The sequence below is a fragment of the Mycobacterium sp. 852002-10029_SCH5224772 genome, from assembly GCF_001667315.1.
Lineage (GTDB): Bacteria > Actinomycetota > Actinomycetes > Mycobacteriales > Mycobacteriaceae > Mycobacterium.
The window spans coordinates 41053-63213 of the sequence record NZ_LZHT01000053.1 but is presented as its reverse complement, the minus strand read 5'-3'; the positions used below and the strand labels follow the sequence as shown (position 1 = coordinate 63213).

Below are 22161 nucleotides of genomic sequence, written 5' to 3'. Positions count from 1 at the left end.
CCCGGCCCCCCCCCCCCCCCCCGCGCCCACACCGGCGGCGGCCCCGGCATCTGTCGCGGCGCCCGCGGCGCCGCCCGCGGCCGCCGTCCCCGGCTTCAGTTATCCGTACGTCGTCGGTCCGCCGGGCATCGGGGCCGGCGCGGGCATCCGCGCCGCCTCCCGGAGCGACCAGAAAGCAGCCGAGCCCGGCGCCATCGCACCGGCGGCCGCCGCGGCTCAGCGGGAACAGGGCCGCCGCCGGCGCCGCCAGCGGGCCGGCCTGATCGACCCCGGGCGCCGCTACGAATACCTCGGCGCGGACCCGGAGGCCGATACCGCCGGCAAAACCCCGGTGACGGCCTCGGAGCGGGGTGCGGGGCCCATGGGGTTCGCCGGCACCGCCCGCGGGGCGGATGCCGCCCCAGTGGGATTGACCACAATTGCCGGCGATTCACTGGCCGACGGACCCCGAATGCCGCTGCTCCCGAGCAGCTGGGGCCCCGAAAACGAGGGACCGGAAACGGGGCGGCCGGACGCCCCCTGAGCGCTCCACGCGCGTTGCCGGCGGTTTGGGCGCCCTAGGTTCTGGCTACCAACCTTCTAACTCAACGTTAGAGTGGGGGCACAGCAATGGAGGGAGTCCGTAAATGATGAAGCGCTCGTTGGCCAAATTGGCCGTCACCGTCGGCGGCCTGGCTTTGGCGTCGACCGCTGCGGCCGGGGTCGCATCCGCCAGCCCGGATTACGGTCCGATGATCAACACGACCTGTAACTACGACCAGGCGATGCGGGCGGTGCACGCGGAGAACCCGATGGCCGCTCAGTACCTGGACCAGTCGCCGCCCAACCAGCAGTTCTTGCAGCAGTACCTGGCTTCGTCGCCCGATCAGCGCGTTAACCTGCTGCACGCGATCGAGCACAACCAGGGCGCCCAGCAGGCCCTGCCGATTTTCCAGCAGATGATGACGGACTGCACCCGATACTGAGTGCCTTGATACGGGCTTTCCGATAGAACGTCAGGCGACGACGCCTCCCGGGCCGAGACCGGGGGGGCGGCGTCGCGGCGCTCAGGGGGTTTGCAGGTCCGGCCGATAGCGCGCCAGCAGCGAGCGCACCGTGTTCATGGCGTCCACCGCGCGACCCTTGTCGACGGCCTGAATCGCCATCACCGGGATGTACTCGTCGTCGGGCAAGTCGATGCGCGCCCAGCGGTGACCCACCGGAAACGAGATACCGACAACGTCGGGCCATTCGATCAGCTTGTCTCCCAAAAGATTTCGCACCGCCACACCGGGCGGACCGATCCGTAGCCGGGGGCGTGCGAACAACAGCACGATGCCGGCGATGACCAGGCCCAGCACCGCGATCGCGACCTGGTCGGCGGTCTGAAAGACCACGCCGGTGGACTGCATCTTGAGCAACAGGCCCACCACGATGTGCGCGCCCGCGATGAGAACCGCTGCCCCGTAGGCGAATAACGGTGTGCGGTGGGGACGCAGCACCGCATCCCAGGTCTCGCGGTCCGGCGGTGACGTCACGACGCAGTCACTACCGGGCGCGCAACTCACGCAGCGTGAGCGCCGCGGACAGCGCCGCCCCTGCCGCCTGAGCCCCTTTGTCCTCGTCCGACGCCGGAAGCCCGGCCCGATCGAGCGCTTGCTCCTCGTTGTCGGTGGTCAGCACGCCGTTGGCGACCGGCGTCGACGCGTCCAGCGAAACCCGGGTCAGGCCCTGGGTCACCGCGTCACACACATACTCGAAATGCGGTGTCTGCCCGCGGATCACGACACCCAGCGCGACGACGGCATCGTGGTTGCGGGCGAGCTCCTGCGCCACCACCGGGATTTCGATGGCACCGAGCACACGCACCACCGTGGGGTTGTCCACACCCGACTCAGCGGCCACTTTGCGCGCGCCGGCCAGCAGCGCGTCACAGATCTCGCTGTGCCAGGTGCTGGCCACGATGCCGAGCCGCACACCAGAGGCGTTAAGCGCCGGCACTTCCGGCACGCCGGCGCCACCACTCATCGGCGCCGCTCTCCCCCGTCGCCGGCGCGGCTCATCGGCGCCGCTCCTCAGCACCACTTCGTGCTGCATCGTCGCCGGCGCGGCTCATCGGCGCCGCTCCTCAGCACCACTTCGTGCTGCATCGTCGCCGGCGCGGCTCACAATGCACCGCCGAATTCACCCGGCAAATGGACGGATTCGTGAAAGTCGTCCAGCCCGGCCAGGTCGTGACCCATCTTGTCCCGCTTGGTCATCAGGTATCGGATGTTCTCGGCGTTGGCGCGCACCGGAAGCGGTACCCGCTCGATGATGTGCAGGCCGTACCCGTCCAAGCCGACCCGCTTGGCGGGGTTGTTGGTCAGCAGCCGCATCGAGCGCACTCCGAGGTCGACCAGGATCTGCGCGCCGATCCCGTAATCCCTTGCGTCGGCCGGCAACCCGAGCTTGAGGTTGGCGTCGACGGTGTCTTCGCCGGCGTCCTGCAGCTGATAGGCCTGCAATTTGTGCATCAGGCCGATGCCGCGGCCCTCGTGACCGCGCATATAGAGCACGATGCCGCGCCCCTCGCGGGCGACCATCGCCATGGCGGCGTCCAGTTGGGGTCCGCAGTCACAGCGGCGGGAACCGAAGACATCACCGGTCAGGCACTCGGAGTGCACGCGCACCAGCACGTCGTCGCCGTCGGCGTCCGGCCCGGCGATCTCGCCGCGAACCAGCGCGACGTGTTCGACTTCCTCGTAGATGCTGGCATAGCCGATGGCACGAAACTCGCCGTGCCGAGTCGGGATCCGGGCCTCGGCGATCCGGGCGATGTGCTTCTCGTGCTTGCGCCGCCACTCGATCAGGTCGGCGATGGTGATCATGGCGAGGTCGTGTTCGTCGGCGAACACCCGCAGCTCGTCGGTCTGGGCCATCGAGCCTTCGTCTTTTTGGCTGACGATCTCGCAGATGGCGCCCGCGGGCTGCAGGCCGGCCATGCGGGCCAGGTCGACCGCGGCCTCGGTGTGGCCGGGCCGGCGCAGCACGCCACCGTCCTTGGCGCGCAACGGAACCACGTGGCCGGGGCGGGTGAAATCGTCGGCGATGCTGGCGGGTTCGGCCAGCAGGCGCATCGTGGTGGCGCGGTCCGACGCCGAAATCCCGGTGCCCACACCGTCTTTGGCGTCCACCGTGACGGTGTAGGCGGTGCCGTGCTTGTCCTGGTTCACCGCGTACATCGGGAGCAACCCCAGACGGTCGCAGATCGCCCCGTCCAGCGGCACGCACAGGTATCCCGAGGTATAGCGCACCATGAACGCGACCATCTCCGGCGTCGCCTTCTCGGCGGCGAAGATCAGATCGCCCTCGTTCTCACGGTCCTCGTCGTCAATGACGATAACGGCCTTGCCGGCCGCAATGTCGGCAACCGCCCTTTCGACGGAGTCCAACCTCGTCATCTCTGCTACCTCGCCGTCCCCGCTCGCGGGCGGGAACACTGTCAAAACGGCTCACACGAGAAGCCCACGTGTTGCATTCAGTATGAACCACGCCGACGGCGCGGTTATTGCGACGGCTTGATCAGCGGGACATCAACCGCTCGACGTATTTGGCGATCACGTCGACTTCGAGGTTCACCTGCGTCCCGACCGGGGCCTGGCCCAGGGTGGTCAGTTCGCGGGTGGTGGGAATCAACGAGACCTCGAACCAGTCGCGCGGGCCGCTGCCCAGCCCCGACACCGTCAGCGAAATCCCGTCGACGGTGATAGACCCCTTTTCCACCACGTAGCGGGCCACCTCCGCGGGGATCTCGATGCGCACCACCTCCCAGTGCTCGGACGGCGTGCGCGCCACGATCTGGCCGGTCCCGTCGACGTGGCCCTGCACGATGTGCCCGCCCAGCCGGCTGTTGACCGCCGCGGCGCGCTCCAGGTTCACCCGGCTGCCGACCTGCAGTCCGCCCAAGTTGGACCGATTCAGCGTTTCGCCCATCACGTCGGCGGTGAAGTGGCCGCCGGGCAACAGCTCGGCGACGGTCAGGCACACACCATTGACGGCAATCGAATCGCCATGGCCCGCGTCGGCGGTCACGACGGCTCCGCGGATGGTCAGCCGCGCCGCGTCGGAAAGGACGTCTCGACCCGTCAACTCGCCGAGTTCCTCGACAATTCCGGTAAACATCCCCTAAGGCTAATTGGCCCGTCCTCAGCCGGGTGAGCAGGGCAAACACCGTCGCGCGGGCGACACCGGGGCCCCGCGTTCACCAGGGCAGTCACCGGCACCCTCTACGATGCAGAATATGCAGACCCGCCGCCGTCTATCGGCCGTCCTCGCATCCCTGATCCTCGCCACCGCCTTGGTCGCCGGCTGTTCGTCGGGCTCAAAGCAGAGCGGCGCGCCGCTGCCCGACGGCACGACCTTGGTCAAGCAGTCGGCCGACGCCACCAAGAACGTCAAGAGCGCGCACATCGGGCTGAGCATTCAGGGCAAGATCCCCGGGCTCCCCATCAAGACGCTGACCGGTGACCTCACCACCGCGCCGGCCACCGCCGCGTCGGGTAACGCCACCATCACCCTGGGCGGCTCCGACATCGACGCCAACTTCGTCGTCGTCGACGGAACCCTGTATGCCACCCTCACCCCGAACAAGTGGAGCGACTTCGGCAAGGCGTCCGACATCTACGACGTCTCGGTGCTGCTGAACCCGGAGACCGGGCTGGGCAACGCGCTGGCGAACTTCAGCGACGCGAAGGCTGAGGGCCGCGAGACCATCGACGGGCAGAGCACCATCAAGGTCAGCGGCAACGTGTCGGCCGACGCGGTGAACAAGATCGTGCCCCAGTTCAACGCGACCCAGCGGGTGCCGAGCACGGTGTGGATTCAGGAGACCGGTGACCACCAGCTGGTCCGGGCCAACCTGCAGAAGAGCTCGGGCAATGCCGCCGAGATCACCCTGTCGAAGTGGGGCGAGCAGGTTCAGGTCACCAAGCCCCCGGTGAGCTCGTGACCACACAAACCGGGCGCCGCGTCGCGATCAGCGCCGGCAGTCTGGCGGTACTGCTGGGCGCCCTGGATGCCTATGTCGTCGTGACGATCATGCGCGACATCATGACCGACGTTCACATCCCGATCAACCAGCTGCAGCGCATCACCTGGATCATCACGATGTACCTGCTGGGCTACATCGCCGCCATGCCGCTGCTGGGGCGGGCGTCCGACCGGTTCGGCCGCAAGCTGGTGCTACAGGTCAGCCTGGCGCTGTTCATGGTCGGCTCGGTGGTCACCGCGCTCGCCGGTCATTGGGGCGATTTCCACCTGCTGATCGGCGGCCGCACCATCCAGGGTGTGGCCAGTGGCGCGCTGCTGCCCGTCACCCTCGCGCTGGGCGCCGACCTGTGGGCACAGCGCAACCGCGCCGGCGTGCTCGGCGGCATCGGCGCCGCCCAGGAACTCGGCAGCGTGCTGGGCCCGCTGTACGGGATCTTCATCGTCTTCTTGTTCCACGACTGGCGCTACGTGTTCTGGATCAACGTCCCGCTGACACTTATCGCGATGCTGATGATCCAGTTCAGCCTGCCGTCGCACGAACGCACCGAAACGCCCGAGAAGGTCGATCTGGTCGGCGGTGTGCTGCTCGCGCTCGCGCTGGGCCTTGCGGTGATCGGCCTGTACAACCCGCAGCCTGACGGCAAACAGATCCTGCCGAGCTACGGATTACCGCTGGTGATCGGCGCGGCCGTGGTCGGGGTCCTGTTCCTGCTGTGGGAGCGCTTCTCGCGCACCCGGCTGATCGAACCGGCCGGCGTGCGCTTCCGGCCGTTCCTGGCCGCGCTGGGCGCCTCGCTGTTCGCGGGCGCGGCGCTGATGGTGACCCTGGTCGACGTCGAACTGTTCGGCCAGGGAGTGCTGGGCCAGACCCAGACGCAAGCCGCCGGGCTGTTGCTGTGGTTCCTGATCGCGCTGCCGATCGGGGCGGTGCTCGGCGGGTGGATCGCCACCCGCGTCGGCGACCGCGCGGTGACCTTCGTCGGGCTGCTCATCGCCGCTTACGGCTACTGGCTGATCCACTTCTGGCGCCAGGACGTGATGAGCCAGAAGCACAACATTCTGGGGCTGCTCAACGTCCCCGTGCTGCACGCCGACCTGCTGGTGGCCGGTTTTGGCCTCGGGCTGGTCATCGGGCCGCTGACCTCGGCCGCGCTGCGGGTTGTCCCGTCGGCCCAACACGGCATCGCCTCGGCCGCCGTGGTGGTGGCCCGGATGACGGGCATGCTGATCGGCGTGGCCGCGCTCAGCGCGTGGGGCCTGTACCGGTTCAACCAGATCGTGGCGGGTTTGACGGCCGCGATCCCGCCGGATGCCACCCTGCTGGAGCGCATCGCCGCCCAGGGAACGATGTACCTCAAGGCGTTCGCCATGATGTACGGCGACATCTTCGCGGCCACCGTCGTGATCTGCCTCGCGGGGGCGCTGTTGGGCCTGCTCATCGGCGGCCGCAACGAACACGCCGAGGAACCGGAAATCCCTGAGCCGCAAGAGGCCTCGCTGAGTGAGCGCTAGGCGCGCTGCTAGCCGCTGCGCGGCACCAGGCTGAGCACCACGTCGGGTCCCACCCGATCGATTCCATCGAAGTGCCAGCGCAACGCGCGCGCGATCGTCGACACTCCGACGTCGTCGACCGCGGTGACCGGGCCGCCCAACAGGGTCGGCGCGACGTAGGCCAGGATCCGGTTCACCGCCCCGGTCCGCAAGAAGGCTCCCGCCAGGGTCGGGCCGCCCTCCAGCAGCACGTCGGTGCGATCAGAGACCGCCTTGAGCACCTCCATGGGGTCGTGCGTCCGGATCAGCATGGTCCGCGAATCGTCGTTGAGAACCTTTGCCTCCGAAGGTATTTCACGCATTCCTACGACCACTCGCAGCGGCTGCCGCTCGGCCAGCGAGCCGTCGGGCAAGCGGGCGGTCAACGCCGGATCGTCGGCCAGCACCGTGCCCGTCCCCACCACGATCGCGTCGCATGCCGCGCGGCGGCGATGCAGGTCCAGCCGTGAGGCGTCGCTCGAAATCCACTGGCTGGAGCCGTCGGCGGCCGCGCTGCGGCCATCGACGCTGCTGGCGTACTTCCACGTCAGATGGGGCAGCCCGGTCCGCTGCTTGTGCAGCCACTCCCGCAGCGGCCCGCCGGTCACCTCGTCGGCCAGTACACCCGAGCGCACCGCGACGCCGGCTTCCTCCAGCCGGGCCGCGCCACCGGCGGCCTCCGGGTTCGGGTCGGCGACGGCGTAGACCACCGTGCCCACCTTCGCGTCCAGCAGCGCGTTCACGCACGGCGGGGTCTTGCCGTAGTGGTCGCACGGCTCGAGGGTGACCACGACGGTCCCACCGGCGGCCAGGTCGCCGGCACGCCGCAGCGCCAGGATCTCGGCATGGTCGCCGCCGGCCGGTTCGGTACCCCCCACGCCGACCACCTCCCCGCCGGCGTCGAGGATGACTGCGCCCACCGGGGGATTCGGATATGTCGTTCCCTTGACGAGATTGGATTGCTCGATCGCCAACCGCATCGCGGCGTCAAGGCCCTCACCCGGCGAAACGGTCATCGACGCAGGTGCGGGGATGCGCCGGCGGCCTGCCGCCGCAGCGCGTCGATCGCGGCCTCCGGGTCGGCGGCGCCGTACACGGCCGACCCGGCGACGAAGCAGTCGACACCCGCTTCGGCGGCCTGCTCGATGGTGTCCCCGTTGATCCCGCCGTCGATCTCGACCAGGATCGTCAACTCCCCCGCATCGATCAGCTTGCGCGCGGTGCGCACCTTGCTCAGGACCTCGGGGATGAAGCTCTGGCCGCCAAAACCGGGCTCCACCGACATGATGAGCAGGGTGTCGAACTGCGGCAGGATTTCCAGGTACGGCTCGAGCGGCGTGCCCGGCTTCACGCTGATCCCCGCTTTGGCGCCGGCGGCGCGGATGTCGCGCGCGACCCCGATCGGATTCTGGGTGGCCTCGGCGTGGAAGGTGACGTTGTAGGCCCCCGCTTCGGCGTAGGGCGGCGCCCAGCGGTCGGGGTCCTCGATCATCAGGTGGCAGTCCATCGGGATGGTGGTGGCCGCCAGCAGGCTCTCCACCACCGGCAACCCGAAGGTCAGGTTCGGTACGAAGTGGTTGTCCATCACGTCGACGTGCAACCAGTCGGCGCCGGTCACGGCGGCGGCCTCGTCGGCGAGCCGGGAGAAGTCAGCGGAAAGGATCGACGGTGCGATCAGGGGCCCCTTCGATGATTCCGTGTTGCCAGCCATGAGCGCCAGACTACTGAGCCGCGCCGCTCGGTTCACATCTGGCGGTGCTACCCCGCTACCCCGCTTCGCGGCGCAGCGCCGCCGCGGCCGGGTCTATTCGTGTCACGGCCGCACTACCCCGCTTCGCGGCGCAGCGCCGCCGCGAACATCGCATCGGTGCCGTGCCGGTGTGGCCACAGCTGAACATAGGGCCCGTCCCCCAAGCCGGTGACGGGCTCGAACAACGGCCGGGCGTCCAGCGCGCTGACCGGGTAGCGGCGCAGGGCGTCGGCGACCACGCCGACGGTTTCGGCCAGGTGCGGCGAGCAGGTGGCATACAGCACCACGCCCCCGGGACGGGTCAGCGCGATCGCGGCGCCGAGCAGCTCGCGTTGCAGCTTGGTGAGCATCGCCACGTCGGCCGGTTGGCGCCGCCACCGGGCCTCGGGCCGACGGCGCAGCGCCCCCAGCCCGGTGCAGGGCACGTCGACGAGCACCCGGTCGAACGTCGGCTCGAGATCGGTGTGCCGCCCGTCGACCCGCAGCACGTCGACCGGCAGCCCGCGGGTGTTGTCGGCCACCAGGTCGGCGCGGCGCGGGGCCGGCTCGACCGCTGTGACGCGGGCCCCCGATCCAGCGCCCAGCGAAGCCAGCAGCGCAGTCTTCCCGCCCGGTCCGGCGCACATGTCCAACCAGCGTCCGGCATCGCCGTCGACCGGGGCCAGCGTCAGCGCCCGGGCCACCAGCTGGCTGCCTTCGTCCTGGACCAGCGCGACGCCGTCACGCACCGGCGCCAGCCGCCCGGGATCGCCGCCCGCCAGGTACACCGCATACGGCGAATAGCGGCCGACCGTGCCGCCCACCGCGTCAGCCAGCTCGGCGGCGGTCAGCGCGCCGGCGCGTGCGGCAAGATGCACCTTGGGCCGTTCGTCATCGCTGGCCAGCACCGCCTCGAGTTCGCCCGCCGCCCCGCCCAGCGCGTCGGCGAAGGCCTGGGCGATCCACCGGGGATGGGCGTGCACGAACGCGGCATGCCCGATCGGATCCCGTGCCGCGTCCGGGGCCAGCTCCTCGACCCAGGACTTCTCATCGCGCGCGGAGATGGTGCGCAGCACCCCGTTCACGAAACCCGCTCGCGCCGAGTCGAATTCGATGCCGGCCTGCTCGACGGTGGTGGACACGGCCGCGTGCGCGTCGACCCGGGTGCGCAGCAGTTGGTACGCGCCGAGGCGCAGCAGGTCGAGCAGGACCGGGTCGATGGCTTGCGGCGCGCGTCCGGCGGCCGCGCCGATCACCGCGTCGAGCAGGCCGCGGCTACGACAGGTTCCGTAGGTCAGCTCGGTGGCGAATGCGGCGTCACGGCCGGTGATTCCGCGCTCGCGCAGCAGCGCGGGCAGGGCGAGGTTGGCGTAGGCGTCGCGCTCGCTGACCGCCCGGAGCACGTCGAACGCCGCGGCCCGGGCCGGGTCCAGCGGCTGGCGGGAAGGCCGGCGATCCCGCTGGGGCGGACGGCGGTCGCGTTGCTGCTGCCGCGGCGGCTTGCGGTCTGGCCGATTGCGCTGCGGCCTGTCACGACTGGTGCTCATGTCGCCCGCACCGCGGGGTCGAGCCGGGCACCGCGCGCCCAGTCGACCGCGTTCATGAATTTCTTTCCGGGCGGCTGGATTTGACCCAGTCGAACCGGGTCCGAACCGGTGCCGACCCAGACGTTTTTGCGGTCGATGTGAATTGCTCCGGGCGGCAAGGGTTCTGGAGACCCGGGTATCCCGACATCGACCGGCCCGAGCTTGATGCGCAGGTCCCCGATCACCGTCCAGGCGCCGGGGTTGGGCGTGACGGACCGAATGCGTCGCTCCACCACCAGCGCAGGCAGGTCCCAGCGCACCCGGGCCTGCTCGACAGTGATCTTGGGTGCGATGCTGACGCCCTCGGCCGGCTGCGGTCGCGGCGTCAATGTCGCGTCGGCGATACCGTCCAACGTGGTCGACAACAGTGCCGCACCCGAAATGGCCAGTCGTTCAAGCAGTTCCCCGGCGGTGTCGGTGGGGAGGATCGTCTCCGTCACCACTCCGTAGACGGGGCCCGAGTCCAGGCTCGGCTCGATCTGGAACGTCGACGCCCCGGTGATGGCGTCCCCCGCGGCGATGGCCGCTTGGACCGGCGCAGCGCCGCGCCAGGCGGGCAGCAATGAGAAGTGCAGGTTGATCCAGCCTTGCGGGGGCACCGCCAGCAAGTCGTCGCGCAGCAGCGCGCCGTACGCCACCACCGCGCAGCACTCCGGCGCCAACTGCGACAGCTCGGCGACGAATTCCGCCGAGTTCGGCCGCGAGGGCCGCAGGACCGGAATGCCGCGGTCGAGCGCCTCGCGGGCCACCGGTGAGGGCTCCGGCTTGCCGCGCCGCCCGGCGGCGGCATCGGGCCGGGTCAGCACCGCGATCACGTCGTGGCGCGGCGAGTCGATGAGGCGGCGCAGTGCGGGCAACGCGGGTTCGGGGGTACCGGCGAAGACGAGGCGCACCCGCTCAGTCTAGGAAGCGCCGGACGCCGGTCGGACCCGCCCGAGGTGACCGCATGTGCGTGCGTACACTGTTGCTTATGGCTACTGTTTCTGGAAGCCATTATTTGGCGGCGTGAACCGCTCTGCCATTCGTGTCGACAGCGACGTCGAGAGACGACCCTTCCCCTTCCCCCAAGGAGGTCTGATGACCCTCGACTCCACCATCAGCGACGCCAGAGTCGCCGCCACACATCGCACGGTTTGGGCACTGGGCGATTACGCCCTGATGGCCGAGGAAGTGATGGCACCGCTCGGCCCCGCCCTCGTCGAGGCCACCGGCATCGGGCCCGGCGTCCGGGTCCTCGACGTCGCGGCCGGCTCGGGCAACATCTCGCTGCCGGCCGCCGCCACCGGCTCCGCCGTCGTCTCCACCGACCTCACCCCGGAGTTGCTCCTGCGCTCGCGGGACCGGGCCGCGGCACAGGGCCTGACGATCGACTACCGGGAAGCCAATGCGCACGCGCTGCCGTTCGGCGACGGCGAATTCGACGTCGTCATGTCGGCGATCGGGGTGCAGTTCGCACCCGACCAGCAGCGCGCCGCCGACGAGCTGGTCCGGGTGTGCCGGCCGGGCGGCACGATCGGCGTGATCAGCTGGACGCCGGAGGGCTTCTTCGGCCGGATGCTGGCCACCATTCGGCCCTACCGGCCGAGCCTGTCGCACCCCGTGCCGCCGGCCGCGCTGTGGGGACGCCCCGGCTATGTCACCGCGCTGCTGGGCGACCGCATCGGCGAAATCACCACGGCGCGCGGCATGTTGGCGGTGAACCGGTTCGGCAGCGCCGAGGCCGCGCACGCCTACTTCAAAAAGCACTACGGGCCCACGATCGAGGCCTACGCGAACATCGGCCACAACCGGGTGCTGGCCGCCGAGCTCGACGCCCAACTCGTCGAACTCGCGCGACAACACCTCGTCGACGGCACCATGGGCTGGGAGTACCTGCTGGTCACCGCCACCAAGCGCGGCGACTAGGCGGGCTACGACCCAGGCGGCTACAGGTCGATCTCGGCGTCCAGGTGCACGTCGGGCTCGCCGCCGGCCGCGCTGAACGCCGTCAGCGCCCGCACCAGCCCGTGGCGCTCCGGCGGCGGCATCTTCGCGACGATGGCAGCGATCTCGGTGCGCCGGTGCGCGGTGACCTGGTGGACGACGTCGCGGCCCCGCGTGGTCAGCGCGGCGAGCAGCTCACGCCGCGAGGTCGGGTGCGGCAGGCGGTCGATCAGTCCCGCGGCGACCAGTCGGTCCACCATCCGGCCGGTGGCCGACGGCTGCACCCCCAGCAGACCCGCGAGGGTGGCCAGGTTGACCGGGCCGCGATTGGACAGGATCACCAGCGTCCGGAACTGCGCGATGGTGATGGTCTCGTCGACCTGCCCGACGGAACGCGCCGAGATGGCCATCAGCAGACGGGAGGCCGTCAGCAAAGCATCGGTGATGACATCCAAAGACTCGTCAACGGTCGCGTTGTCCGCTGTCATATCGCCCCTCTCCGGATGGCTCCGGCCTTTCGGCGGCTGAGGAATAGAAAGTGTAGCAACCTTCTAATGTCATAAACAGAGAATATTGCATGCACATACTGTCGCCCAGGGTAACGGTCGGTGAAGGCTAGCCGATGTGCAGCGGATCGATCTGTACCCGGGCCGGCTCGTGGGTTTGCCGGGCGCTGAGCACGCCGACGCCGCGGCGCAGCGCGGCCGCCAGCGCCAGGCCCTGCCGGCGGGGCACGCGCACCAGCATTCTCGTCACCGCCACGCCGGCCGGGGTCCCGGCCGGACGGCGCACCCCAGCCGGCAGGTCCACCGGACCGAGCAGGTCGGCTTCCAGGTCGGCCAGCCGGACCTCGTCGAGCAGCGCCGTCACCGCGTCGGGCGTTCCATCGATGGCCGCCATGTGCACACTGGGCGGCAGGCCCACTTCGGCACGGGCGGTCAGTTCCGATTCCGCGTGCCCCACCGGATCCCAGCGGATCAGCGACTGCACTGTGGGAAGCGATGACTCGGCGACCACCAGCACGACGCCGCCGTCGCCGCGGGCACGCACCAGCGCGGTGGCGCTCATCCAGCGCCACAACGCGTCCTCGGCGGCCCGCAGATCTTGCCGGCCCAGCAGCGCCCACGTGTCCAACAGCAACGCCGCCCCATAGCCGCCCGACACGTGCGGCTCGGCTCCCGGGGTGGCCACCACCAGGGCCGGGCCGGGCGCAACCTCGGGCACGACCGCGTCGCCCGACGAGGTGATCACGGCCGTGCCCGGAAAGGCGCGGCCGAGCTCTTCGGCGGTGCGGCGGGCGCCGACGACGACGGCGCGCACCGCATCCGACCCGCAGCGCGCGCACCGTCGCATCGGGTCGATCCGCCCGCACCAGCGGCAGAGCAGCGCCGCGCCCCCCTCCTGCAACGACAGGGGCCCCGTGCAGTGCCGGCAGCGGGCGATGGTGCGGCAACGCGCGCACGCCAGCGACGGGACGTACCCGCGCCTGGGCACCTGCACCAGCACCGGCGCCTCCGCCTGCAGCGCCGAGCGGGCGGCGCGCAGCGCGACCGAGGGAATGCGTGCGGTGCGTGCCGCCGGGTCGCGCTCGTCGGCGTAACCGCTGTCGTCGAGGGCGCTCACCCGCGGCGTGCGGGCGCGCACCACGGGCCGCGCCGCGACGATGTCCTGCGCCCATCCGCTGCGCACCAGCGCGTGGGCCTCCGCGGTGCGCGCGTAGCCGCCGATCAGCGCCGCGCACCGGGCCTGATGCGCGCGCAGCATCGCCACCTCGCGGGCGTGCGGATACGGGGCTCGCGGCTCGGCCAGGCTGTCGTCGGCGTCGGCCCACACCATGACCAGACCCAGATCGCTCAAGGGCGCGAACACCGCGCTGCGCGTGCCGATGACCAACCGCGCGGTGCCGCGCAGCGCCGCCAGCCAGCGCCGGTACCGGGCCGCCGGCCCCAGGCCGGCCGACAGGGCGACCACGCTGCCTTCGTCGATCCGCGTCGTCGCCGCCCGCCACAGAGCGTCCAGGTCGCGCTGGTCGGGAACGATCGCCAGCGCCGAGCGGCCCGCCCGCACCGTTTGCGTGGCGGCCTCGGCGAAGCGATCGGTCCACGGCTCGCCCGGCAGCGCCTGCCAAACGGCGCGGGCGGCCCGCGATTCGGACAGGGCGGCCAGGAACTGGGCGCCCCGCCCGTAGACGGCCCAGCCCGCCGGGTCGACGGGCGCCGGGGTCAGCGCGCCCGGCGGGTCCGGGCTCACCACGGGCTCCCGCTCGACCCGGGCGTGGCGGGCGGGCACAGCCAGGCGCAGTACGTCGGGGCGGGTGCCCGCGTAGTGCGCGGCCACCGCGTCGACCAGCCGGCGGATTTCCGGGGTGAGGACCGGTTCGGCCGACACGACGCGATCGAGCCAGCCCAGCTTGCCGGGGTGGTCGGTGTCAGTGCGGCGCTCCAGCACGAACCCGTCGACGAGGCGGCCGTGGAAGCGCACCCGAACCCGCACCCCGGGCTGGGCGTCGTCGGACTGCTCGGCCGACACCAGGTAGTCGAACTCGCGGTCCAGGTGCGGCACCGACAGCATCGGCAGCACGCGCGCGATCGGTTCCACCTCGACCGGCGTGCGCGCGCTGGGGCTCACGGCGCCCTCGGGCCGCGAATCATGGTGCTATCCAATGTATTTACCGTCCGGCCCGCAGCCTACCGGGCGCATGCGACAAATCAGCCTTCGGCGGGAGCCGGCGCGGCCCCGGCGTCCTGGGCGAAAATCTCGCGGCCGAAGAAGAACCCCGCCGTGATCAGGATCTGGGCCGCCGCGTACGACCACCAGATCGGCACGGCCAGCGCCTCGTTGCCCAGGATGAAGCGGCTGATGGCGATCATCGAGTCCGAGGCCGCGAAACACAGCGCCCCCACCGCCGTCCAGATCGTCGGCAGCTTCGCCAGCAGCGCCGTGCACACCATGGCGGTCAGCACCACGATGTAGACCGTCACCGGCAGCGTCAGCTGGTCCTGGCCCAGGTGCGGCCAGAACCACGCCAGCAAGGCGATCGACGCCGCACACATCAGGGCCACCGCGGCGATGCGCGGCGTCGACGGCCGCTCGCCTTGCGATGACAACGACAACGGCGGAACCAGCGGCAGCAGGGCCGCGATAAAACACAAGTGCGCCAACAGGAATGCGGCCAGACCGACCACGAAAGACAGCGTCCACCACGGGATCGCGAGCACCCAGTCGCCGACGGCCGACAGCAGTAGCGCCGGCATCAGCCACCGCCGCTCGCGAACATCTGCGTGCCCCGCCGCGGCCAGCATCAGCAGAAATGCCATCGAGGCCTTGAACGCCGGCTGCAACACCCAGTGCCCGGTCAGCTCCATTCCCGGCGGGGAGCGCAGCGCCAGCACGGTCAGGTAGATGCCGTAGCCGAGGGCCACCCAGCCGGCCACCACCCAGGCGCCGGCGACCAGGCGAGGTGCGTACGGTACGTCCATGCCCAGCTTGGACAACACAGCCGACGAGAAACCTGCGATCGACCCCATCCTGCAGAAGGTACTGGATGCGGTTCCCTTCCGGCTATCCACCGAGGACGGCGTCGACGCGGCGCGGCAGCGGTTCCGCGACCTGCCGCGCAGGCCGTTGCATCCCGAGTTGCGGGTCGAGGACCGTACGATTGCGGGCCCCGCGGGTTCGGTCGCGGTCCGGATTTATTGGCCGCCAAGCCATTCCGACGGTAGGCCGGGAAGCGCCGCGGCGCCCGTCGTGCTGTATTTCCACGGCGGCGGCTTCGTCATCGGCGATCTCGACACCCACGACGGCACGGCCCGCCAGCATGCCGTCGGCGCCGACGCGATCGTGGTGTCGGTCGACTACCGGCTGGCCCCCGAACACCCCTACCCCGGGGCCGTCGAAGACGCTTGGGCCGCAACGCTTTGGGTCGCCGAGAACGCCGCCGACCTGCAGGGCGACCCGAGCCGGATCGCCGTCGCCGGGGATTCGGCCGGCGGCACCATCGCCGCCGTGATGGCGCAACGGGCCCGGGACAGCGGCGGACCGCCCGTCAGGTTCCAACTGTTGTGGTATCCGTCGACCATGTGGGACGCGTCGCTGCCGTCGTTCAGCGAAAACGCGGCCGCGCCGATCCTCGACGTCAAGGCCGTCGCCGAGTTCTCCCGCTGGTATGCGCGCGACGCGGACCTGTCCGATCCGCCGCCGGGCCTGGCGCCCGGGCGCGCGAAAGACCTGAGCAACGTGGCGCCGGCCTACATCGGCGTCGCCGGCTATGACCCACTGCGCGACGACGGCATCCGATACGGCGAACTGCTGGCCGCCGCCGGCGTGACCGCCGAGGTGCACAACGCCGAGACCATGGTGCACGGCTACCTGGGCTATGCCGGCGTGGTGCCCGCCGCCACCGCCGCGATGGAGCGCGGACTGGCGGCGTTGCGAACCGCCCTGCAGCGCTGAGGCCGGGCGTACGGTGATTTCATGACGGAGCGCACCTTCGCCCGGCTGCACGCATCCGTAGGCGGGCACCGATGAACCCAGCAGAAACCCCCGACTACCACACGCTGATCATCGGCGCGGGATTCTCCGGCATCGGCGCCGCCATCAACCTCGATAAGGCAGGGCTGCCCGATTACCTGGTGCTCGAAGCTGGCGACGGAGTCGGCGGCACCTGGCACTGGAACACCTATCCCGGTATCGCCGTCGACATTCCGTCGTTCTCCTACCAGTTCTCCTTCGAGCAGAGCCGGCACTGGTCGCGCACCTACGCACCGGGCCGCGAACTCAAGGCCTACGCCGAACACTGCGCCGACAAATACGGCATCCGCTCGCGGATCCGGTTCAACACCAAGGTCCAAACGGCCGAGTTCGACGACGAGCGCGGCCTGTGGCGGGTCCAGACCGACCCGGCAGGCGAGATCACGGCGAGATTTTTGGTCAGCGCCTGCGGCGTGTTGACGGTGCCGAACCTGCCCGACATCGACGGTGTGGACTCGTTCGCCGGCATCACCATGCACACCGCGCGGTGGGATCACGGCCAGGATCTGAGCGGTAAGCGCGTCGCGGTGATCGGCACCGGCGCCTCGGCCGTGCAGGTGATCCCCGAGATCGCGCCAGTTGTCGCTTCGCTCACCGTGTTTCAGCGCACGCCGATCTGGTGTTTCCCGAAGCTGGACGTCCCGCTGCCGGCGCCCGCGCGCTGGGCGATGCGCATTCCCGGCGGCAAGGTGCTGCAGCGGCTGCTCAGCCAGGCCTACGTGGAACTCACCTTCCCGATCTCCGCGCACTATTTCACGGTGATCCCACTGGCCAAGAGGATGGCCTCGCTGGGACGGTCTTATCTGCGGCGGCAGGTCCGCGACCCGGCGGTGCGCGAGCAGCTCACCCCGCGCTACGCCGTCGGCTGTAAGCGCCCCGGCTTCCACAACGGCTACCTGGCCACCTTCAACCGCGACAACGTGCGGCTGGTCACCGAACCGATCGACAAGATCACGCCCGACGCGGTGGCCACCACCGACGGCGAAACCCACGACATCGACGTGCTGATCCTGGCGACCGGCTTCAAGGTGATGGACCCCGACAACGTGCCCACGTTCGCGGTCACCGGAAGCGGCGGGAAGTCGTTGAGCCGGTTCTGGGACGAGCACCGCTTGCAGGCCTACGAGGGTGTCACCGTGCCGGGTTTCCCCAACCTGTTCACCGTGTTCGGCCCGTACGGTTACGTAGGCTCTTCGTATTTCGCGCTCATCGAGGCGCAGACCCATCACATCGTCCGGTGCCTCAAGCGGGCCGAGCGCCTCGGGGCGGCGCGCGTCGAGGTGCGCCAGGAAGCCAACGATCGCTACTTCGCCGAGATGATGCGCCGACGGCACCGGCAGATCTTCTGGCAGGACAGCTGCCAGCTGGCCAACAGCTACTACTTCGACAAGAACGGCGACGTGCCACTGCGGCCGGGCACCACCCCGGAGGTGTACTGGCGCAGTCGGCGCTTCGATTTGGACGACTACCGCTTCACCGGCTAGCGGCTACGCTGCACACGTGGCGAAGGAATTCCCGAGTATCGACGCGTCGCTGCGCGACTTCATCCGCGAACAGGCCGTGTTCTTCGTCGCCACCGCCCCCTCCGAGGGAGGGCGAATCAACCTGTCCCCCAAGGGATATTGCGATACGTTCGCGGTGCTCGACGAACACACCGTCGCCTACCTGGATCTGTTCGGCAGCGGTGTCGAGACGATCGCCCATTTGCGCGACAACGGCCGCATCACCGTCATGTTCTGCTCGTTCACCCGCACCTCGCGGATCCTGCGCCTGTTCGGAACCGGGCGGGCGATCCGGCCCGATGATGCCGAATTCGCCGATCTCATAGGGCATTTCGACGTCCGGCGCGCGGGCGTCCGCGCCATCATCGTGGTCGATGTGGAGCGGATCGCCGACGCCTGCGGATTCGCAGTGCCCTACTACGAGCTCGTCGACGAACGACCGGTGCTCGACGCGCATCACCACAAGGCGACCGACGAGGCCTACGCGCGGCTGATCAGCCGCAACCGGCGCAGCATCGACGGGTTGCCCGCGCTCGATTCCGACCACCCGGCCCCGGGCCGGTGACGCGCCGAACCTGACACTGCAGTCACGTTCGCTCGCGCGATGTAGACCGCGCGCAACGCTAGATGGCGCGCTTGAGGTCGTCGACCTTGTTCAGCTGCTCCCAGGGCAGTTCGACGTCGGTGCGGCCGAAGTGGCCGTAGGCGGCGGTCTGCGCGTAGATCGGCCGCAACAGGTCCAGGTCGCGGATGATCGCACCGGGACGCAGGTCGAACACCTCCGGAACGATCTTCTCGATCTTGACCGGGTCGACGGTCGCGGTGCCGAAGGTCTCGATGAACAGCCCGACCGGGGCCGCCTTGCCGATGGCATACGCCACCTGCACCTCGACCCGCTCCGCCAGCCCGGCGGCGACGATGTTCTTGGCCACCCAGCGCATCGCGTAAGCCGCTGACCGGTCCACCTTGGACGGATCCTTGCCGGAGAAGGCGCCGCCGCCGTGGCGGGCCCATCCACCGTAGGTGTCGACGATGATCTTGCGGCCGGTCAAGCCGGCGTCGCCCATCGGGCCGCCGAGCACGAACTTGCCGGTCGGGTTGACCAGCACCCGCGTCGCCGATGAGTCCAGGGTGTCGTGTGCCAGCTCCTCCAGCACCGTCTTGAGCACGTGTTGGCGGATGTCGGGGTCCAGCGTGTTCTCCAGGTCGATACCGTCGGCGTGCTGGGTGGACACCACCACGGTGTCCAGCCGGACCGGAACGTCGTCCTCGTACTCGATGGTGACCTGCGTCTTGCCGTCCGGCCGCAGGTAGGGCAGCGTGCCGTTCTTGCGAACCTCGGTCAGTCTGCGCGACAGCCGATGGGCCAGCGCGATCGGCAGCGGCATCCGCTCGGGGGTGTCGTTGATCGCGTAGCCGAACATCAGGCCCTGGTCACCGGCGCCCTGGGAGTCCAGCGGGTCCGCGGCGCCCTCCACGCGGGTCTCGTGGGCGGTGTCGACGCCCTGGGCGATGTCGGGCGACTGCGCGCCGATGCCGATGTTCACGCCGCAGGTCAGGCCGTCGAAGCCCTTGTCCGACGAGTCGTAACCGATGTCGAGGATGCGCTCGCGAACCGTGTTGGTGATGTCGGCGAACGCCTCTTTGGCCGTCGTCGTCACCTCACCCACCACGTGCACCTGGCCGGTGGTCACCAGCGTCTCGACCGCGACACGGGAGCGGGGGTCCTGCGCCAGCAGGGCGTCGAGGACCGAGTCGCTGATCGCGTCACAGATCTTGTCGGGATGTCCCTCAGTCACCGACTCACTGGTAAACAGGCGACCCTTTTCGCTCATGCCAATCCTTCCAAATAGTTAGTCAACCGAATTATATCGGCCCGCATCAGCCCGGCCGGCACCCCGTCCCGGTCCCGAGGAGAAGTCGACCGTCTTACCCGCTGTCCCCGTGCAGGAACGCGGCGATCGCGTCCACGATACGACTGGCCATCAATGTCTTGGAGCCGTGCTGTAGCGCCGACTCGGTGCCGTCGGAGGCCAGCAGCCAGCCGTCGTTGCTGTCCACTTCGAACGCGCGCCCCTCGCCCACGGCGTTGACCACCAGCAGATCGCAGCCCTTGCGCTGCAGCTTGGCGCGGGCGTGAAACAGCACGTCCCCGTTGGCGTCGCCGGTCTCGGCGGCGAAGCCCACGATCGCGCGCATGTTGGGCAGCTGCCCGTGCGCCCGGGCACGCACCGCCCCGGCCAGCACGTCGTCGTTGCGCACCAGCTCGATCGTCGGGGGCGCGGTGTCTTCTGAGGCGCCTTTTTTGATCTTGGCGGCGGCAACGTGCGCGGGCCGGAAGTCGGCGACCGCGGCGGCCATCACCAGCACGTCGGCCTCGGGGGCGCGTTTGGACACCGCGTCGCCCAGCTGGGCCGCTGAGCTGATGTGGACCACCTCGACGCCGGCGGGATCGATCAGCCCCGCGGTGTGCCCCGCGATCAGGGTGACCTCGGCCCCGCGCTGGGCCGCCACCCGCGCCACCGCGTAGCCCTGTTTGCCGGAGCTGCGGTTGCCGATGAAGCGCACCGGGTCGACCGGTTCGCGGGTGCCGCCGGCGGTGACCAGCATCTTGCAGCCGGCGAGGTCGTAAGGGAGCGCGTCGTGGCGCTCCAGCAGCAGGTGGGCCAGGGTGGTGATCTCCTCGGCTTCGGGCAGCCGGCCCGACCCGCTGTCCGTCCCGGTGAGCCGCCCGGCGGCGGGCTCGAGCACCACGGCACCCCGGCGGCGCAACGTGGCCACGTTGTCGACGGTGGCCGGGTGCAACCACATCTCGGTGTGCATCGCCGGCGCGAACAGCACCGGGCAGCGCGCCGTGAGCAGGGTGGCGGTCAGCAGATCGTCGGCCCGGCCGTGTACCGCGCGGGCCAGCAGATCCGCGGTGGCCGGGGCCACCACGACCAGGTCCGCCTGCTTGCCGAGCTGGACATGCGGAACCTCGGGCACGTCGTTGAAGACGCCGGTGTGCACCGGCTGGCCGGAGAGCGCCTCAAAAGTGGCCGCCCCGACGAAGCGCAACGCGGACTCGGTGGGAATGACCCGGACCGAATGACCGGCCTCGGACAGCTGACGGACGACGGTGCACGCCTTGTAGGCGGCGATGCCGCCGGAGACGCCGACTACGACTCGTTTGGGGGTCCGCTTGCGGTCCACAGCGCGCCCGGCCCGGCCCTGTTACTCGCCCTCGGTGTGCTCGAGGAGGTCGCTGTGAATCTCGCGGAGCGCGATAGAGAGCGGCTTTTCCTGCAGCCCCGGCTCGACCAGCGGCCCCACGTACTCGAGGATGCCCTCACCGAGCTGGTTGTAGTAATCGTTGATCTGACGGGCCCGCTTGGCCGCGTAGATAACCAGGGCGTACTTGCTCGAGACGCGGTCGAGCAGCTCGTCGATGGGCGGGTTGGTGATACCCAGCGGGGTGTCGTATGCGCCCTGTCCCCCGGCGGCAGGATCGAACCGGTCGGGGACGGCGGCCAGCGCCGAGTCGGACTGCGGAATAGTCACTGAGGTCAATCTCCTTGGCGGACTAGAGGACCAAACGGCCTGATAGCCGCTGAAAGTTCGGTGCTCAATCTTGATTGGATGTGGTCTGACTTCTGGTCTGGCCAGCCGGGTCATGCCGGTCCGGTGCAGTTCCCACCAGCAAGGATACCAATTCAGCGCACGCAGACTCCAATCGACGGTTGACGACCACCCGGTCGAAGTCGTCTCGGGCCGCCATTTCGGTGCGCGCGGTTTCCAGGCGCCGCTGCATGACCTCCGCGGTCTCGGTGCCGCGGCCGACCAGCCTGGCCTCCAAGTCCTCCCAGCTGGGCGGCGCCAAAAACACCGTCAGGGCCTCGGGCATCGCCTTCTTCACGGCCCTGGCGCCGGCCAGGTCGACCTCGATCAGGACCGGGAATCCGCGGGCGGTGGCGGCCCGAACCGGCTCGGCCAGGGTCCCCGAGCGGTGCAGTCCCGCGTGGATTTCGGCCCACTCCAGCAGGGCGCCCTCGTCGATGAGCTGCTGGAAGCGGGCGGGGCTGACGAAGTGGTAGTCGACGCCGTCGACCTCGCCGGGCCGCGGCGCCCGCGTGGTGGCGGAGACGCTGAAATGCAGGTCCGGGACCCGCTCGCGCAGGCACCGGACCACCGTCGACTTGCCGACCGCTGAGGGACCGGACAGCACGACCACACGTCCGTCACGCGATGGTTCGGGACGTGTCCCGTGCTGGATGTCCGGTCCCCCGCCGGCGCTCAAAGGCGCTCCCGGACAGGTGCGCCCACGGCTCGCGTCGGGTTGCCCGCCGTCTCCACAGGCCGTTCGGCCTGCATC

At 69.9% G+C, this 22161-nt stretch carries 22 protein-coding genes and 1 pseudogene; 8 read left to right on the top strand and 15 right to left on the bottom strand.

Annotated elements, in window-relative coordinates:
• Positions 1 to 523: pseudogene (locus A5775_RS25655) on the top strand (PPE family protein); the annotation flags it as partial.
• 103 nt (positions 524 to 626) lie between these two features.
• The gene (locus tag A5775_RS11340; protein WP_066991353.1) at positions 627 to 965 is read left to right on the top strand and encodes a hemophore-related protein; all 339 of its coding nucleotides are present in this window, start codon (positions 627 to 629) and stop codon (positions 963 to 965) included.
• A gap of 81 nt (positions 966 to 1046) precedes the next feature.
• On the opposite strand, the gene A5775_RS11335 is transcribed toward A5775_RS11340, so the two are convergent.
• From A5775_RS11335 to A5775_RS11320, 4 genes are all read right to left on the bottom strand, one after another.
• On the bottom strand, positions 1047 to 1517 hold the full coding sequence (locus tag A5775_RS11335; RefSeq protein WP_067251959.1) for a PH domain-containing protein: 471 nt from the start codon (positions 1515 to 1517) through the stop codon (positions 1047 to 1049).
• Positions 1518 to 1527: 10 nt separating this feature from the next.
• Positions 1528 to 2007, bottom strand: coding sequence for a 6,7-dimethyl-8-ribityllumazine synthase (gene ribH / locus A5775_RS11330; protein ID WP_067251956.1), 480 nt, complete (start codon positions 2005 to 2007; stop codon positions 1528 to 1530).
• Positions 2008 to 2144: 137 nt separating this feature from the next.
• A complete protein-coding gene (locus tag A5775_RS11325; RefSeq protein ID WP_067251976.1) occupies positions 2145 to 3422 on the bottom strand; it encodes a bifunctional 3,4-dihydroxy-2-butanone-4-phosphate synthase/GTP cyclohydrolase II in 1278 nt (425 codons plus the stop codon).
• A gap of 121 nt (positions 3423 to 3543) precedes the next feature.
• A complete protein-coding gene (locus A5775_RS11320; protein WP_067251953.1) occupies positions 3544 to 4143 on the bottom strand; it encodes a riboflavin synthase in 600 nt (199 codons plus the stop codon).
• A 118-nt stretch (positions 4144 to 4261) separates the two neighbouring features.
• Here A5775_RS11320 and A5775_RS11315 point away from each other — a divergent pair, with 118 nt between their 5' ends.
• Both A5775_RS11315 and A5775_RS11310 read left to right on the top strand, forming a co-directional pair.
• Positions 4262 to 4969: an LppX_LprAFG lipoprotein gene (locus A5775_RS11315; protein WP_067251951.1), complete on the top strand. Its 708-nt coding sequence runs from the start codon at positions 4262 to 4264 to the stop codon at positions 4967 to 4969.
• The gene (locus A5775_RS11310; RefSeq protein WP_067251948.1) at positions 4966 to 6522 is read left to right on the top strand and encodes an MFS transporter; all 1557 of its coding nucleotides are present in this window, start codon (positions 4966 to 4968) and stop codon (positions 6520 to 6522) included. Before A5775_RS11315 ends, A5775_RS11310 begins: the two co-directional genes overlap by 4 nt.
• Positions 6523 to 6530: 8 nt before the next feature.
• Here A5775_RS11310 and ribD read toward each other — a convergent pair whose 3' ends face one another.
• The 4 genes from ribD to fmt all read right to left on the bottom strand — a co-directional run bounded on the left by ribD (position 6531) and on the right by fmt (position 10748).
• Positions 6531 to 7556 (bottom strand): bifunctional diaminohydroxyphosphoribosylaminopyrimidine deaminase/5-amino-6-(5-phosphoribosylamino)uracil reductase RibD, encoded by a 1026-nt coding sequence (ribD, locus tag A5775_RS11305; protein WP_067251946.1) that lies wholly within the window; start codon positions 7554 to 7556, stop codon positions 6531 to 6533.
• A complete protein-coding gene (gene rpe, locus A5775_RS11300; RefSeq protein WP_156660662.1) occupies positions 7553 to 8260 on the bottom strand; it encodes a ribulose-phosphate 3-epimerase in 708 nt (235 codons plus the stop codon). Before rpe ends, ribD begins: the two co-directional genes overlap by 4 nt.
• 104 nt (positions 8261 to 8364) lie before the next feature.
• Positions 8365 to 9816: an RsmB/NOP family class I SAM-dependent RNA methyltransferase gene (locus tag A5775_RS11295; protein WP_067251942.1), complete on the bottom strand. Its 1452-nt coding sequence runs from the start codon at positions 9814 to 9816 to the stop codon at positions 8365 to 8367.
• Positions 9813 to 10748, bottom strand: a complete 936-nt coding sequence (gene fmt / locus A5775_RS11290) for a methionyl-tRNA formyltransferase (RefSeq protein ID WP_067251939.1) — start codon at positions 10746 to 10748, stop codon at positions 9813 to 9815. Before fmt ends, A5775_RS11295 begins: the two co-directional genes overlap by 4 nt.
• Positions 10749 to 10932: 184 nt before the next feature.
• Here fmt and A5775_RS11285 point away from each other — a divergent pair, with 184 nt between their 5' ends.
• A complete protein-coding gene (locus tag A5775_RS11285; RefSeq protein WP_067251937.1) occupies positions 10933 to 11760 on the top strand; it encodes a class I SAM-dependent methyltransferase in 828 nt (275 codons plus the stop codon).
• 20 nt (positions 11761 to 11780) lie between these two features.
• Here the strand turns inward: A5775_RS11285 and A5775_RS11280 are convergent, their stop codons facing one another.
• The 3 genes from A5775_RS11280 to A5775_RS11270 form a co-directional block, all read right to left on the bottom strand.
• A complete protein-coding gene (locus A5775_RS11280) occupies positions 11781 to 12266 on the bottom strand; it encodes a MarR family winged helix-turn-helix transcriptional regulator (RefSeq protein ID WP_067251935.1) in 486 nt (161 codons plus the stop codon).
• A 127-nt stretch (positions 12267 to 12393) separates the two neighbouring features.
• A complete protein-coding gene (locus tag A5775_RS11275; RefSeq protein ID WP_197512514.1) occupies positions 12394 to 14406 on the bottom strand; it encodes a primosomal protein N' in 2013 nt (670 codons plus the stop codon).
• An 80-nt stretch (positions 14407 to 14486) separates the two neighbouring features.
• The gene (locus A5775_RS11270; RefSeq protein ID WP_067251932.1) at positions 14487 to 15257 is read right to left on the bottom strand and encodes a lysoplasmalogenase; all 771 of its coding nucleotides are present in this window, start codon (positions 15255 to 15257) and stop codon (positions 14487 to 14489) included.
• Between A5775_RS11270 and A5775_RS11265 the strand changes: the two genes are divergently transcribed.
• The 3 genes from A5775_RS11265 to A5775_RS11255 all read left to right on the top strand — a co-directional run bounded on the left by A5775_RS11265 (position 15256) and on the right by A5775_RS11255 (position 18375).
• On the top strand, positions 15256 to 16230 hold the full coding sequence (locus A5775_RS11265; protein WP_067251929.1) for an alpha/beta hydrolase: 975 nt from the start codon (positions 15256 to 15258) through the stop codon (positions 16228 to 16230). The two genes, A5775_RS11270 and A5775_RS11265, sit on opposite strands and share 2 nt — an antisense overlap.
• A 71-nt stretch (positions 16231 to 16301) precedes the next feature.
• The gene (locus A5775_RS11260; protein WP_067251927.1) at positions 16302 to 17792 is read left to right on the top strand and encodes an NAD(P)/FAD-dependent oxidoreductase; all 1491 of its coding nucleotides are present in this window, start codon (positions 16302 to 16304) and stop codon (positions 17790 to 17792) included.
• A 16-nt stretch (positions 17793 to 17808) separates the two neighbouring features.
• Positions 17809 to 18375, top strand: a complete 567-nt coding sequence (locus tag A5775_RS11255) for a pyridoxamine 5'-phosphate oxidase family protein (protein WP_067251924.1) — start codon at positions 17809 to 17811, stop codon at positions 18373 to 18375.
• Between the two features lie 58 nt (positions 18376 to 18433).
• Here the strand turns inward: A5775_RS11255 and metK are convergent, their stop codons facing one another.
• The 4 genes from metK to gmk form a co-directional block, all read right to left on the bottom strand.
• On the bottom strand, positions 18434 to 19645 hold the full coding sequence (gene metK / locus A5775_RS11250; RefSeq protein ID WP_067251922.1) for a methionine adenosyltransferase: 1212 nt from the start codon (positions 19643 to 19645) through the stop codon (positions 18434 to 18436).
• Positions 19646 to 19739: 94 nt separating this feature from the next.
• Positions 19740 to 21002 (bottom strand): bifunctional phosphopantothenoylcysteine decarboxylase/phosphopantothenate--cysteine ligase CoaBC, encoded by a 1263-nt coding sequence (gene coaBC, locus A5775_RS11245; protein WP_067251920.1) that lies wholly within the window; start codon positions 21000 to 21002, stop codon positions 19740 to 19742.
• Positions 21003 to 21023: 21 nt separating this feature from the next.
• On the bottom strand, positions 21024 to 21350 hold the full coding sequence (gene rpoZ / locus A5775_RS11240) for a DNA-directed RNA polymerase subunit omega (protein ID WP_067251917.1): 327 nt from the start codon (positions 21348 to 21350) through the stop codon (positions 21024 to 21026).
• Positions 21351 to 21414: 64 nt separating this feature from the next.
• The gene (gene gmk / locus A5775_RS11235) at positions 21415 to 22086 is read right to left on the bottom strand and encodes a guanylate kinase (protein ID WP_369827822.1); all 672 of its coding nucleotides are present in this window, start codon (positions 22084 to 22086) and stop codon (positions 21415 to 21417) included.
• Between the last annotated feature and the right edge of the window lie 75 nt (positions 22087 to 22161).